The following is a 13,585-nucleotide window of genomic DNA, read 5'->3' on the forward strand; positions in this document are numbered from 1 at the left end:
GCTTAATGCGCAGCAGCTGCGTTATCTTGATGAGCATCCAGCTCGACACGAGTTGCCTTAGGGGCAAGTTTTGCTTTCTTGGCTTGGCGTGCTTTGTCTTTCTGGCCGTAGGCATAGACAAGGAAGGGAATCACAAGCATCACGATGAGGCCGATCAGCTGGAACATGAAGTAGCCTGATGCCGAACCTTTAAAGCTGCCGGGTGGAATAAAGGCCAGATAGGCAGCCAAGAGCGACATCGCAAACCCCATTCCGGAGAAAATCCACATCCCCAGCTTGCCACCAGGCACTTTGAAGCTGCGTTCTACTTCTGGGCGTTTGTAACGAAGCCAGATGGCTGCGGCAAACATAAACAGATAGGCCACGAGGTAAACCAGGCCAGTTAAGCCCATCAACATAAAGTAGAAGTTATCTACATCCGGGATCACTGTGATCAGCACGCCAACCAGGCTGATTGCAAGCGCCTGAATGATGACCAAGGTAACGGGCACACCATGCTTGTTTGATTTTTGCAAGAAGGCGGGTAATGCACCTGAATTAGCCGTAGCTTGCAGGCCACGTACCGGGCCCAGCACCCAGGAATTCACCTGGCCAATTAAACCCAGCGCAATGGACAGACCCATCACAGGCGCAAGCCAGGGCATGCCCCATTTGGTGAAGTAGAGCTCAAACGCCTGCATCAAACCGGCAGTCATTGAGATTTCTTCTTTAGGAATCGCCACGAAGATGGCGGCAGAGCCAACAACAGAGAGGAAAACCATGATGATCGACACCAGAACGATGGCAATCGGATAATTACGTTTTGCGTCTTTAATAGAAGACACATTTGAAGCCGATACTTCCATCCCCATCACAACGAAGATAAAGCCAATAAACAACCCTAAAGTACCAGCATCGCTAAAGCTGGGCACCATATTGGCCATACTGAATGACACATCGGTCATAATGGGATTGCCGCCAGCCACATAAGCAATACCCGCCACAATCAGCACAATACCAGGCAAAAACACCCCTAAGCTCACACAAATCGTAGAAACCCAGCCCAGGGTTTTAACCCCTTGCAGATTCACCAGTGTGCAGCCCCACCACACCGCCAGAATCATGCCCAACATAAAGTACTTATTGGTCGCCAGCGCCGGATCAACCACATAGGCAATCGTTGCGGCGATGATCATGATGATGGATGTCATGCCGAACACCATTTGAATCCATTGCATCCACACGGCGACAAAACCTAAACGCTCACCAAATGCCTCACGCACCCAGATAAAAATACCGCCATCCTGTGGCCAGGCAGTGGCCAGCTCGGCCGCCACCAGTGCGGTAGGAACTAAAAATAACAAGGCCGCAGCCAGAGTTAGAAAAATGGTCATCATCCCCGGCTGAGCAGTCATAGGCAGCGTGCGAACGCTCACTACAACGGCAGCGGTAATCATGACAAAAGTTGACACCCCAATTTTGGGGCTGGTTTCACTACCAGACATGCTCGGCCTCTTTGTCGAATATTTAAATAATTTCGAAATATTGTATATTTTCGACTAAAAAGAGGCTTGATAAAAATCAATATGCTGTAAGCAACTAATGCCTTGCCGGGCTGATTAAATCGGCGTATCAGGCGCGCGATGGCTGCATTCTTCTTCCGACAAAAGACAAATCAATTTAAATACAATGTGTTATAAAAACTCATCACAAAACAAACCATGGCAACACTGCGCTTAATTTGTAAGGATTACCCCCCCCCAAGAGTGCGCCTGCCCAGCAATTGCATCCAAAGCTGAGGGCGTAAAAAAACCCTCATCAAGGGTGAGGGTTCCGGGCGCGGATCTGTCTACAGAAGAGCAGGCAACTGGTAGAATCGCCCTCTTAGCCAAAGCTTTGGCCTTATCAAATAAAGAAGATATGTCTGCAAGCCCCAAAAAGTTAATTGATTTTGCCGCGCTGAATTTGCTGCGCTACCCGGCAAAGCACGCCAAAGATTTACGTGCATGGGATGCGAGTGATGAATACCTTGCAGAATTTATCCGTGCTGATGCACCAGCGCTGTTAATCAACGATGCTTTTGGCGCGCTGCACTGTGCCGTGGGAGTAAACGCGTTTCATATCAATGATTCCTGGTGCTCGCGCCACGCAATTGAAATCAACAGCCAGCAAAGCTTTACGCCCTACTCCGGCCAAGCGCTGGCCTATGGCCTTGTTAAACTGCCCAAGTCTTTGTCTTTATTTGAAGCTCAGCTGCAAGAGGCAGCAAGATATTTAAGCGCACCGCTGACCTTATATTTCTCAGGCATGCAAAAGCATGTCAGCAGCGGGCACTTGGATATCATTAAGTCTTATTGCGACGAGGTTGAATACCTGCCCACGCAGCGAAAGGCGCGTATGTACACCGCCCGCCTGCGGCCAGGCCAACAGACCGCCACACCCTATCTTCAGGCTGTGCCTGAGCTAAGCCTTACACTTCACAATATGCCAGGTGTTTTTGCCGGGCAAAAAATAGATATAGGCTCGCGCTTTTTTATCGAACATTTCGATCGCTTGCCAAGCGCAGAGACCGTTGCCGACGTGGGCTGCGGCAATGGCTTATTGTCCCTTGCCTACCATCGCCTTCACCCCAAGGCAGAATTGCATTTATTTGATGAGTCTTTAGCAGCGGTAGAATCCGCCCAACTCAGCTTTGCTGCCAATTTTCCAGATGCTAGCCGCCAAATTCAGCACTGCGACGGCCTCTCTGATGCAGTGGCAAACGGGCAAACTTTTGACTTAATTCTGATCAACCCGCCATTTCATCAGCAAAACACTGTCACCACCGATATTGCACTCAGCATGTTTGCCCAAGCCAGGCAATGCATGGCAGCCACCAGCGAATTATGGATAGTCGCTAACCGGCACTTAAACTACCAAGCTGCGCTAAAGAAAAACTTCAGACAGATTGAGCTAATCGCCCAGAACGCCAAATTTGTGATTATCAAAGCGAAGCGGTAAATCTAAGATCTATAGACACGGAGAACACGGAGAAAACCTTAAAGGCGAGTAAAACCTAGGGTCATATAGGGTGTATCGACTTTGTAGGGCGGGTGAAACCCCATACGTACTAACCAAGTTTTCTTTCATATGCGAGCAGCAAAAAAACGTAATGACCTCGCTCTTTGCACGGGGCTTTTTGAGTCCCCTTGAAACACGCCGAAGCGAGGAACAAGCGGGCGGGGTTTTTTGATGCCTGTTTGAGCGAAGCGAGTTCCGCAGCCGCCGCTGTCCGCAGATGAGGGGCCTTCGTGTTTTTGAGGTTGCGGCTTTGGTTCTTTTCTTGGCCGTTCAAGAAAAGAACGCCCCTGCGGTGGCTAACCGCACCAAAATCAACGTGCCGAAGGCACTAAAAAGATCTTTTTGACTTCGCTTAGCGCCTATAGGAAGAAACCCGCCGGCCTTTAGCATGACAAGCTAGGAGCCCGCCGGGTTTCACCCGCCCTGCGAATAACACCACACCCGCAAACATGGGCACGATCTGGCTGTGCCCCCCACCCCGCAAAGGCTGATCAGCCAAACCGTCTTGCCGCTTCCACAGCTAAACCTGTACCAATACTGCCGAATAAATCGCCTTCTACATGGCGGGCATTAGGCAGTAATGCGCCGACCTGCGCGCGCAGCAGCGGCACGCCGCTGGAGCCGCCGGTAAAGAATACGGTGTCGACCTGCTCTACACCGATGCCTGCGCTGCTTAATAAGCCGGTCACGGTTTTTTCCACTGTATCTACAAGGCGTGAGATTGAGTTATCAAAATCGGCGCGGGTCAGATCGTGGGTCAGATCGTCTTCTAAGCGATCCAAAGAGATGGTGGTTTTGTCACTGGCAGAGAGCGCAATTTTGGCGTCTTCAACTTGCAGGGCCAGCCAGTGCCCGGCGCGCTGCTCGATCAGGCTCATCAAGCGATCCAGCTTATCGCGTTCCATTGCATCGCGGTACACATCGGCCAGATCACTCCAGGAGCGGCGGGTATAGGCAAAGTTAATCGTGTGCCATGTGGCCAGATTAAAGAAGGTGCCCGATGGGACTTCCGAGTTATTCTTCAGCCGCGTTTTATAGCCCAATAAAGGCATTACACCCGCAAGGCTCAGTGCTTTATCAAAATCTGTACCACCAATATGCACACCGGCGCTGGCTAATAAATCATCGCGGCGGTCTAAAACCTTAGCGCGCTCTGGGGATAAACGTACCAGTGAGAAGTCTGAAGTACCCCCGCCAATATCCACAATCAGCACCAGCTCTTCTTTTTGAATGCTGCACTCGTAATGAAAAGCGGCGGCAATCGGCTCAAACTGAAAGCTGATTTCTTTAAAGCCAACCTGATAGGCAATCTCGGCCAGCGTTTTCTCGGCCTGCGCATCTGCAGCCGTATCGTCATCAACAAAATGGACGGGGCGGCCAAATACCGCCTGCTCGAAAGGCCGGCCAGCGGCATTTTCTGCACGCAGCTTTAATTCACCAATATATTTAGCCAATAGCCCGCGCAGTGGCAAAGCACGGCCATTTACTTCGGTTTGTGCGTCAATCAGGCTGCTGCCCAAAAGGCTTTTAAGAGAGCGCATCAAACGGCCTTCGTAGCCTTCCAGATACTCGCCCATGGCCGCGCGGCCAAAGCAAACCGAATCTTCTTCGGCATTAAAAAACACCATCGAAGGCAATGTGGCCTTGCCATCTTCCAGGGAAATCAGCGTGCTGTGGCCGGGACGAACCCAACCCACCGTAGAATTGGATGTACCAAAATCGATGCCGCAGGCACGAGCAAAATTAGGAGTAGTCACAGGCCTGTTCCGGGCGGCAAAAAGGGGCGTAATTCTACCCGCCAAAGGCGAACAAAACAATTTTGAATCATTATCTTATCTTTGCTTATTTGTATTGAGTTAATCGGTTTTGCCCCCATTTACGATTAATACTTAAGCCAGAATGGGCAGCACAAGCATGGAATTAACAATCTCGGCGCTCTCGCCCGATGAAAAATACGCGCTGATCAGCGATTGTGTTGTACCACGCCCGATTGCCTGGATTAACACCCAAAGCACCAGTGGCATAGTCAATGTAGCGCCTTTTTCTTATTTTAATATTGTTTCGAATGAGCCCATGATTGTGTCGGTGAGTATTAATCGCCGCCACGATAATGCCCTGCTTAAAGATACTGCGCGCAATATTTTGCAAACAGGCGAATGCGTTGTGCATCTGCCCTCACGCGGACATGCTCCGCAAGTGAACGCTTCTGCAGCATCTTTTGCCCCCAATGAAAGCGAAGCCACTGCACTTGGGCTGGCACTGACGCCCTCCGCTGCAGTGAAACCACCCCGCCTTGCCGATTGCGGCATTGCGCTGGAGTGCCGTCTGCATATGCACGTAGAAGTAGGTGATCCTGTGGTTGCTGATTTAATGCTGCTGGAAGTCATACACCTTGGTGTGGCCGACGATTTACTCAGAGACGGGCGTATCCACCCCGAACCACTCGATCCGCTCTCCCGCCTGGGCGGGCCGGATTACGCCGTTGTAGGCGAGCGTTTTATTATTCAAAGGCCTAAATAAATGAACACAATAAACAAATCAATTATTCATAGTGATAACGCACCCAAAGCCGTCGGCACTTATTCGCAAGCCGTTAAAATGGGCAATACCGTGTATTTATCCGGCCAGATTGGCCTCGACCCTGGCACTGGCATTCTGGCAGAAGGCTTTAATGCCCAGGCGCATCAAGTCTTTCAAAATCTGCGCGCGGTATGTCAGGCCGCAGGTGGTGATTTGCAAAACATTGCTAAGCTAGGTGTATTTGTTACCGACCTGAGCAACTTTGCCGCACTGAACGACATCATGGGGCAATATTTCACCGAACCCTACCCCGCCCGGGCCGCCATTCAGGCCGCAGCCCTGCCTAAGGGTGCGCTGGTTGAGGCCGATGGCGTGATGGTTTTAAGCGAATCATAATAATGCCCTTCCAAAATCCTGATGACGAAGCAATCCGCCAGTTTTTGCTCAGCATCCACCGCATCGCGGTGGTTGGCCTCTCACCCAAGCCCGACCGGCCCAGCTTTGCTGTAGCCAAGGTGATGCAGCAGGCGGGCATGCAAATTGTGCCGGTGCGCCCGTTTACTGAAAGCGTACTGGGTGAGCCGGCCTTTGCCAGCCTCAGCGATGTGCCGGGCAAGGTGGATTTGGTGAATGTGTTCAGGGCTGCCAATCAGATCGACGCTATTGTGGATGAAGCCATTGCGCTGAATATTCCGGCAATCTGGATTCAGCAGGGCATTATTAATGAGGCTGCAGCAGAGCGCGCACGGGCGGCAGGGCTGTTTGTGGTGATGGATCGATGTATCAAAATTGATTATCTGAGGCTTTGTCTGTGAGCTGTAATCTGGTTTTAGGGGATTTTGCAGCCGATCTGTTACGTCAGTTGCTTGGCCCCTATGCCGATATCCGCATTCACCAGGATGACTTAGCACTTGGCCCGCTCAACGATATCGACCACGTTTATCCTGCAGCCAGAATCCAATTTTGGAATGAAGTCTTCCCGCTCTCCAGTTTTGACTTTAGCGATGCACTCCCCGCGGGCAATGCCCAGCTTGCGGCGCTGCCGGAAGATCTTACTTTCTGGGCAGGCACCTCCTGCGGCGAGGCACTGCTGCTGCGCCGCTTAGCATGGTGGCGCTATCAGAAAGGGCAAAGCTTTAAACTGACTATGCCAGACACCACCGGGGCTGACAGCTATATTGCAGGCCAGGTGCCACTCAGCCTGATTGGCCCGGAACAAATCGAATCGGCCAGCAGCGAACTGATTCCTCCGGCCCAATTACACAAATTAGCGCAAGAATGGCAAGCGCTGACCCAGCAAACCAGCATGTTTCGCGGCTGGAATGGAGAGACATTCCAGCATCTGGATGCAAGCACGCTTGACAGCGAAATGCTGGATTTAATCTCGGATAATTACTTACCTTGCCGCCAGATTGCGCTGCTTTGGATGCAGTCTGCCAAAGGCTTTTTTCGCAGTGACGTCTTAGCTATGTGGCGCTTACGCAGCTTGGCGGCACAAGGCAAAATCGAAATGGAAAGCCACCCGGATCAGCACGATTTATTCGCTTTTAAAGTACGGAAGAAATAATACCCGCCCTCCTCAGCCTCCCCTGTGAGGAATTTACCCCAGAAACACAGAAAATATGGGCTAACGCATTGCCTTAAACTGTAGCTGCGTTTACCTTTAGTCAAACTCTTCAGCGGCGCCAGATATATGAAACTTCAGTTCACAAAGATGCAAGGCCTGGGTAATGATTTTATGGTGATTGATGGGGTAAATCAGCAGGTCAGGCTGAGCACCAGCACCATACGCCAGCTTGGAGACCGGCATTTTGGTATTGGCTTTGACCAGCTTTTACTGGTAGAGCCCGCCTCGCGTGCCGATATCGATTTTAGCTACCGCATTTTTAATAATGATGGCGGTGAAGTGGAGCAATGCGGCAATGGCGCCCGCTGCTTTGCACGTTTTGTGCACGATAAAGGCCTGAGCCTTAAAAAAGAAATTGCCGTTGAAACAGCAAAAGGCGTGATTTATCCCCGGCTGGAAGACGACGGCAATGTCAGCGTGAACATGGGCGTACCGCAATTTGCCCCGCAGGAAATCCCATTTATTGCTGACAGCGATCTTATTATTCACCCACTGGATGTGGACGGAGCCAGCTTTGCAATCAGCGTGGTATCAATGGGCAACCCGCACGCCGTGCAAATTGTTGCCGATGTTGATGTCGCCCCTGTTGCCAGCATCGGGCCAAAAATTGAGACCCACCCGCGCTTTCCGGCTAAAGTGAATGCTGGCTTTATGCAAATTATCAGCCGTGATGAAATCAGGCTGCGTGTGTTTGAACGTGCTGCGGGTGAAACACTGGCGTGTGGCACCGGCGCTTGTGCAGCAGTAGTAGCAGGAATCCGCCGAGGCTTACTTAACCCGCGTGTTCGTGTGCATACACATGGCGGGGAGCTGACCATTACCTGGGCAGGTGGCTCAGCCGCAGTTTGGATGACCGGCCCGGCCGTCAGCGTATTTGACGGCACTATCAATCTCCAGGGAGAAGAATATGCAGCCTGATGAAATCGTCACCTGGCTTAAGGACAACCCAGAATTTTTTGACCAATACGCCGATGAGCTGGCCGAAATTTATGTACCACACTCACACCGCGGCCAGGCTATTTCACTCGCAGAGCGGCAACTGCTCACCCTGCGCGAAAAAAACCGCTCGCTGGAGCTGCGCCTGGGCGATTTGCTGCAATTTGGCGAAGAGAACGACCATATCTCAGAAAAGCTGCACCAACTGAGCGTCAGCCTGATGCAGGCAGATGACTTAGCCAGCATGATAGGCACCTTGGAATACCATTTGCAGCATCGCTTTGGCGTGCCGCATATCGCATTAAGGCTGTGGCTGGACAGCGATTGTAATCTGCGCGAATTTGCCCCCGTAGGTGAAGCAGTACAAAAACTAGCGCAAAACTTAGTTTCCCCTTACTGCGGCCCCTATGTCACCGATGAAGTACTGTCGTGGTTTGATGTTGAAGCCAATACGCTGAAGTCTTTCGCCCAGTTTGCCCTGCGTACCGGCGGCGAGCCCTTTGGTGTGCTCGTCATGGCCAGCGAAGATATCGAGCGCTTCTATCCTGATATGGGCACGCTGTATTTGCAGCGCTTATCTGATTTAGTATCCGCATCAATTCGCCGCGCCGTTCCTGTGATTACCCCCGATGACGAGCCCTTGCTGCTAACCGAAGAAGTGTGATGCAAGCAGCAACAGAGCGTTTAATACCTTCCAGCGGGGAAGACAAAGCGGCCAGTAAAAAACTGATCGCAGCGGCTGAGGACGACAGCCCAGAGCAAATCAGCGCAAAACAAGCCATGCTTGCCCATTTTGTTCAATATCTGGAAGGCGAAAAAGGCGCAGGCGAGCACACTCGTGCGGCTTATGCCCGCGATATGGCCACCTTGCTGGAATGCGCAGCCGGCCAGGATTTACCGGCGCTCACGCCCAAAGAAATTCGCGGTTATGTGCGAAAGCTCACCGGACAAAGCCTATCGGCCAGAAGCATCGCCCGCACGCTTTCAACGTGGCGCACCTTTTATCGCCTGATGTGCCGTGATTATCATTGGTCAATGAACCCTGCCGACGGGGTAAAGCCGCCAAAGAGCAGTAAAAAACTGCCTGCCGCGATGACCGTTGATGATGCGGGTGGCTTTTTAGAGGGCATGCCCGACGACGAAATTTTGGGCTGCCGCGATAAAGCGATTTTTGAACTCGCTTATTCTTCGGGCCTGCGCGTGGCGGAATTGGTTTCGATTACCCTGCCGGATTTAGACCTCAACCACGGCATGGCGGTAGTTACAGGTAAGGGTGGCAAAACGCGGCAACTGCCCGTTGGCAGCGTAGCCTGCGAAGCCATCCGCCGCTGGCTGGTAGAGCGCCCCAAACTGGCACCGAGGGATAACACAGTATTTATCGGCAAAAACGGCGGCTCACTCAGCACCCGAGCGGTGCAGCTGCGAATTAAATACTGGGAAACCAAACTCAATATTAAAGAACCACTCTACCCGCACAAACTGCGCCACAGCTGCGCCAGCCATTTACTGCAAAGCTCCCACGACCTGCGCGCCGTGCAAGAACTCCTTGGCCACGCCAGCATCGCCACCACCCAAGTCTATACCCACCTCGATTACCAACACCTGGCACAAGAATACGACCGAACTCACCCAAGGGCTAAAAAGCCAGAGGATGAAGAAAAGAAATAAGCCTGTTGATTGCTGAGAAAAACCCAAATCTTGAAACACGGAGAGCACGGAGAAAAACAGAGCATTAGGGTCTGTTGACGTTTCATTCACAATTGCGCTGAGCCGGAAAACGGCCAAGCACAAGGCATACGACGAAGGCAATAACAGGTTATTGTCGAGGAGCATAACGCAGTGAATGGCCGTTTTCCGGCTCAGCCCTTCGGGTTGACTGCAGTTTTGGGGCTGCACATCGTTAAAAATCGCTAATGGTACTCGTGCCATGTCGCAATTTTTGCCTTGTTCAGCCCCAAAACTGCAGCCAACGCAGCCGTGAATGAAACGTCAACAGACCCTAGTGCCTTCGGCACATTAATTTTGGAGCGGTAGCCACCGCGGGGGCGTTCTTTTCTTGAACGGCCAAGAAAAGAACCAAAAGAAGGCCGCCCCACGAAACACGAAAACCCCTCATCTGCGGACAATCGAGCGGCGGCTGCGGAACTCGCTCGCAAGCTCGCTCAAACAGTCCTCGCCGAAACCCCGCCCGCTTGTTCCTCGCTTCGGCGTGTTTCAAGGGGACTCTAAAGCCCCGTGCAGAGAGCGTGTTCAATGCATCTTTAGCTGTTTATTCATGAAAAAACAGTTTGGTTAGCGCATATGGAGTTCCACCCGCCCTACAACAGCCCACCACCCTATTAAGAAAACCTCCCCTGCAATTTAAATTCCTCGGTCGCTTTAATTAAAGCCGCAGCAATCCCCGGCTCCATCGCCGCATGTCCCGCATCGGGGATGATATGCAAAGTGGATTCAGGCCAGGCCTGATGCAGGCGATAAGCCGATTTTGGCGGGCAAATCACATCGTAGCGGCCCTGGATAATTACAGCGGGCAGGTGGCGAATTTTGCCCACCTCTTGGACCAGCTGGTCTTCATCCATAAAAGCACCGTAGCGCATATAGTGCGCCTCTAAGCGGCCAAGACTCGTGCAAACCGCATCAGTTTCAAACTGGGCAATGGCGCTGCTTTGCGGCTCTAAAAACAGACAACTGCCTTCATAGCGGCTCCAGCTGCGGGCGGCAGGCAGATAGACTTCCGGGTCATCATTAAAGAGGCGCTGGCTGTAGGCTTCGAGCAAATTTCCCCGCTCGGCCACAGGAATTTGCGCGGCGAATTCGGCGTGAACTTCCGGATAGAAATGCCCGATGCCATTCACAAACCAATCCACCTCAGCCTTAGTGCAGAGGAAAATCCCGCGCAGGATAAAGCCTGAACACGCCTCAGGATGCGCTTCGCCATAGGCCAGCGCGAGGGTAGAGCCCCAGGAGCCGCCAAACACCAGCCACTGCTCTACATCCAGCATCTGACGCAAGACTTCGATATCGGCGATTAAATGAGCAGTGGTGTTATTGCGATACTCACCCAAGGGCGTCGACTGCCCTGCGCCGCGCTGATCAAACAGCACAATGCGGTAATAGGCGGGGTCAAAAAAGCGGCGATGCATGGGCGAAATACCGCCACCGGGGCCGCCATGCAAAAACAGCACCGGCACGCCATCAGGATTACCGCATTCTTCCCAGTAAAGGGTATGCACATTATCTACGGCGAGACGGCCGCTGCGGTGAGGTTCTATCGCTGGAAAAAGTAAATCGCTCATCTTTGCCCTTTTATTGTTATGCGTGGCGCAACTTAAAACCCCAGCGCCCTCGCCCCCTGATAGAAGATAAACGACAGCACCCAAGCCAGTACTAGAGAATAGACCACAGAAAAAGTAGTGAGCGCCACGCTATTGGATTCCTTGCGCATGGCCGCAATAGTAGAAACGCAGGGCACATAGGTCAATGAAAATAGCATAAAGCTATAAGCCGAGACCGGATCAAGCACGACAGATAAATGATGGGCCAAAGCCGGGCCATCCTGCCCGGCAATCACCGCCAGCGCGCCAAGCACCACTTCTTTGGCCACAAAGCCAAACATCAAAGCAATCGACAACTCAGCCTGAATACCAATCGGCGATAGTACGGGCTGAAAGAATCCGGCAATCATGGTGGAGTAACTGTGTTGTGGATTTGGGTAATTACTCAACAGCCAAACCAGGACCACACCAATCACAATCATGGTAGACGCCAGGCGCACAAAGCCTGCCGCCTCTCCCCAGCCGCGTAAAAAGATTTGCCGCAGCACAGGAAAGCGATAAGGCGGCAGCTCCAGCGTAAATGGCTCGGTTGATTTAAAGCGGCCACGCAGCAAGAGCGCCGTGCCCATAGAGATAAAAATACTCGCAAAATAGAGCGACAGCAGCACCCAAGGTGCTTGTAGCGGGCTAAACAGCGCGCCGCTTAAAAACAGAAAAATCTGTAAGCGTGCCGAACAAAGCGAAAAAGGAATCGCCAGCATGGTTAATAGCCTGGCCTTTCTATCCCGAATCACTCGCGTGCCCATCAGCGCTGGCACATTACAACCAAAGCCCATCATCAGCATTACAAAGCCACGGCCATCCATGCCTAGCCGCGCCATCAGCCCATCCATCATAAATGCGGCACGCGAGAAATAACCCGAGTCTTCGATAATCGCCATCAGGCAAAAGAACAGAAAAATAATTGGGATAAACGTCAGTACCGTACTCAGGCCATCAAACACGCCATCGACTAAAAAACCTGACCAAAATGGCGGCCAGGAAGCAGCGGCCGTTTTTAAAATATCGGTTTTAAACCATTCCAGCCCATCTTTTGCCAGATCTTGCAAAGGCACGCCAATGGCGTAAGTCAGCTGAAACAGGCAAAACATCATCAGCACAAACAGCGGCAAACCCAGCACCGGATGCAGAACCCAGCGATCCAGCAAGGCGGTGGGGCCAGGGGGCAAAACAGAGGGGCGCTGAATAAAACGGCTATACAGGCGGGCTTCGTCCTGATGCAGGGTATTTGATGCAGGCGCATTGACCAGCGTAATTTTCTTAGGCGCTTGCTGGCTGATCAGGCGATTGAGCGCCTCTTTTAGCTCAGGCACACCCTGGCCATGCTTGGCACTGATTTTCAGCACCGGGCAGGCCAGCTCTGCAGCCAGCCCTTCCAGATTAATTTGCACCCCGGCCTGCCTGGCTTCATCGCTCATATTGAGCGCAATAATCAGCGGCGCGCCCAGTGCTTTTAGCTGCAAAGCCAAAACCAGCTGCCTGTCCAGCTGCGTGGCGTTCAGCACCAGTAAAATGGCATCCAGCTCGGTTTTATTCAGAAATTCCTGAGTAATACGCTCGTCTTCAGCCCCGCCACTTAAATCATAAATCCCCGGCAGATCGACCATCTGCACCATAGATCCGCCCAGCAAAATACGGCTGGAAGCCAATTCCACCGTCAGCCCCGGCCAATTGGCGGTGCGGGCAGCGCCACCTGTGATGCGATTAAATAAGGTCGATTTACCGGTATTAGGCATGCCCACCAGGGCAACGCGCTTCATACCGCCACCGCGATCAGGCTGCTATCCGCTTGCGGCAGAATATCGACCAGAATCTGCCTGGCATCCTTGCGGCGCAGCATAAATTCGGTACTGCCCACCCGCAGCTGCAAAGGCCCGCCCATCATGCCACGGCGGATCACCTCGATATCGCGCTGCACATGTAGCCCAAGCGCAGCAAGGCGCTGGCATAAATCAGGATCAAGCTGGGTGGAGAGAATTCTGGCAAGGGTATTGAGCGGAAGATCAGCGAGGGTCATGGTTTTAGCAATGAGAACGGTTTTTGTTACAACATCATCTGCCTTACAATTTACTGCGTCAATGTCAGATACTAGGTATATTGACTTGAATCAGCATTCACGCAGCACGAA

13 protein-coding genes are annotated in these 13,585 nt (G+C 52.2%); 8 read left to right on the forward strand and 5 right to left on the reverse strand.

The window, feature by feature from the left end; translation table 11 throughout:
- Window positions 1-2: 2 nt before the first annotated feature.
- Window positions 3-1,484, reverse strand: a complete 1,482-nt coding sequence (locus CSQ88_RS02375; RefSeq protein ID WP_099396500.1) for an amino acid permease — start codon at window positions 1,482-1,484, stop codon at window positions 3-5.
- A gap of 415 nt (window positions 1,485-1,899) precedes the next feature.
- Here CSQ88_RS02375 and CSQ88_RS02380 point away from each other — a divergent pair, with 415 nt between their 5' ends.
- A complete protein-coding gene (locus CSQ88_RS02380; RefSeq protein WP_143449388.1) occupies window positions 1,900-2,979 on the forward strand; it encodes a class I SAM-dependent methyltransferase in 1,080 nt (359 codons plus the stop codon).
- A gap of 551 nt (window positions 2,980-3,530) precedes the next feature.
- On the opposite strand, the gene CSQ88_RS02390 is transcribed toward CSQ88_RS02380, so the two are convergent.
- On the reverse strand, window positions 3,531-4,796 hold the full coding sequence (locus CSQ88_RS02390) for an Hsp70 family protein (RefSeq protein ID WP_099396503.1): 1,266 nt from the start codon (window positions 4,794-4,796) through the stop codon (window positions 3,531-3,533).
- Window positions 4,797-4,953: 157 nt separating this feature from the next.
- On the opposite strand from CSQ88_RS02390, the gene CSQ88_RS02395 reads away from it, so the two are divergent.
- From CSQ88_RS02395 to CSQ88_RS02425, 7 genes are all read left to right on the forward strand, one after another.
- A complete protein-coding gene (locus CSQ88_RS02395; RefSeq protein WP_180273501.1) occupies window positions 4,954-5,559 on the forward strand; it encodes a flavin reductase family protein in 606 nt (201 codons plus the stop codon).
- The gene (locus CSQ88_RS02400) at window positions 5,560-5,955 is read left to right on the forward strand and encodes a Rid family detoxifying hydrolase (protein ID WP_374700454.1); all 396 of its coding nucleotides are present in this window, start codon (window positions 5,560-5,562) and stop codon (window positions 5,953-5,955) included.
- Between the two features lie 2 nt (window positions 5,956-5,957).
- Window positions 5,958-6,374, forward strand: a complete 417-nt coding sequence (locus CSQ88_RS02405; protein ID WP_099396505.1) for a CoA-binding protein — start codon at window positions 5,958-5,960, stop codon at window positions 6,372-6,374.
- Window positions 6,371-7,126, forward strand: a complete 756-nt coding sequence (locus CSQ88_RS02410) for a DUF3658 domain-containing protein (protein WP_180273502.1) — start codon at window positions 6,371-6,373, stop codon at window positions 7,124-7,126. Before CSQ88_RS02405 ends, CSQ88_RS02410 begins: the two co-directional genes overlap by 4 nt.
- 126 nt (window positions 7,127-7,252) lie before the next feature.
- A complete protein-coding gene (dapF, locus tag CSQ88_RS02415) occupies window positions 7,253-8,104 on the forward strand; it encodes a diaminopimelate epimerase (RefSeq protein ID WP_099396507.1) in 852 nt (283 codons plus the stop codon).
- Window positions 8,094-8,786: a DUF484 family protein gene (locus CSQ88_RS02420; RefSeq protein WP_099396508.1), complete on the forward strand. Its 693-nt coding sequence runs from the start codon at window positions 8,094-8,096 to the stop codon at window positions 8,784-8,786. Before dapF ends, CSQ88_RS02420 begins: the two co-directional genes overlap by 11 nt.
- Window positions 8,786-9,790: a tyrosine recombinase XerC gene (locus CSQ88_RS02425; protein ID WP_218962980.1), complete on the forward strand. Its 1,005-nt coding sequence runs from the start codon at window positions 8,786-8,788 to the stop codon at window positions 9,788-9,790. The genes CSQ88_RS02420 and CSQ88_RS02425 overlap by 1 nt, the downstream gene beginning before the upstream one ends.
- Window positions 9,791-10,461: 671 nt before the next feature.
- On the opposite strand, the gene pip is transcribed toward CSQ88_RS02425, so the two are convergent.
- The 3 genes from pip to CSQ88_RS02440 are packed head-to-tail and all read right to left on the reverse strand — an operon-like array spanning window position 10,462 to window position 13,474.
- The gene (gene pip, locus CSQ88_RS02430; protein ID WP_099396509.1) at window positions 10,462-11,418 is read right to left on the reverse strand and encodes a prolyl aminopeptidase; all 957 of its coding nucleotides are present in this window, start codon (window positions 11,416-11,418) and stop codon (window positions 10,462-10,464) included.
- 32 nt (window positions 11,419-11,450) lie between these two features.
- Window positions 11,451-13,217 carry a ferrous iron transport protein B gene (gene feoB, locus CSQ88_RS02435; protein ID WP_099396510.1) on the reverse strand — a complete coding sequence of 589 codons (1,767 nt, stop codon included), beginning with the start codon at window positions 13,215-13,217 and terminating at the stop codon, window positions 11,451-11,453.
- Window positions 13,214-13,474: a FeoA family protein gene (locus CSQ88_RS02440; RefSeq protein WP_099396511.1), complete on the reverse strand. Its 261-nt coding sequence runs from the start codon at window positions 13,472-13,474 to the stop codon at window positions 13,214-13,216. Before CSQ88_RS02440 ends, feoB begins: the two co-directional genes overlap by 4 nt.
- Window positions 13,475-13,585 lie beyond the last annotated feature (111 nt).

Origin of the sequence: Iodobacter sp. BJB302, from assembly GCF_002735645.1 — a bacterium.
GTDB lineage: Bacteria > Pseudomonadota > Gammaproteobacteria > Burkholderiales > Chitinibacteraceae > Iodobacter.

Bases quoted from the DNA above. Each gene is read 5' to 3' on its own strand.
- CSQ88_RS02375 (WP_099396500.1), bottom strand. From the start codon at position 1,484: ATGTCTGGTAGTGAAACCAGCCCCAAAATTGGGGTGTCAACTTTTGTC.
- CSQ88_RS02380 (WP_143449388.1), top strand. From the start codon at position 1,900: ATGTCTGCAAGCCCCAAAAAGTTAATTGATTTTGCCGCGCTGAATTTG.
- CSQ88_RS02395 (WP_180273501.1), top strand. From the start codon at position 4,954: ATGGAATTAACAATCTCGGCGCTCTCGCCCGATGAAAAATACGCGCTG.
- CSQ88_RS02400 (WP_374700454.1), top strand. From the start codon at position 5,560: ATGAACACAATAAACAAATCAATTATTCATAGTGATAACGCACCCAAA.
- CSQ88_RS02405 (WP_099396505.1), top strand. From the start codon at position 5,958: ATGCCCTTCCAAAATCCTGATGACGAAGCAATCCGCCAGTTTTTGCTC.
- dapF (WP_099396507.1), top strand. From the start codon at position 7,253: ATGAAACTTCAGTTCACAAAGATGCAAGGCCTGGGTAATGATTTTATG.
- CSQ88_RS02420 (WP_099396508.1), top strand. From the start codon at position 8,094: ATGCAGCCTGATGAAATCGTCACCTGGCTTAAGGACAACCCAGAATTT.
- CSQ88_RS02425 (WP_218962980.1), top strand. From the start codon at position 8,786: ATGCAAGCAGCAACAGAGCGTTTAATACCTTCCAGCGGGGAAGACAAA.
- pip (WP_099396509.1), bottom strand. From the start codon at position 11,418: ATGAGCGATTTACTTTTTCCAGCGATAGAACCTCACCGCAGCGGCCGT.
- feoB (WP_099396510.1), bottom strand. From the start codon at position 13,217: ATGAAGCGCGTTGCCCTGGTGGGCATGCCTAATACCGGTAAATCGACC.
- CSQ88_RS02440 (WP_099396511.1), bottom strand. From the start codon at position 13,474: ATGACCCTCGCTGATCTTCCGCTCAATACCCTTGCCAGAATTCTCTCC.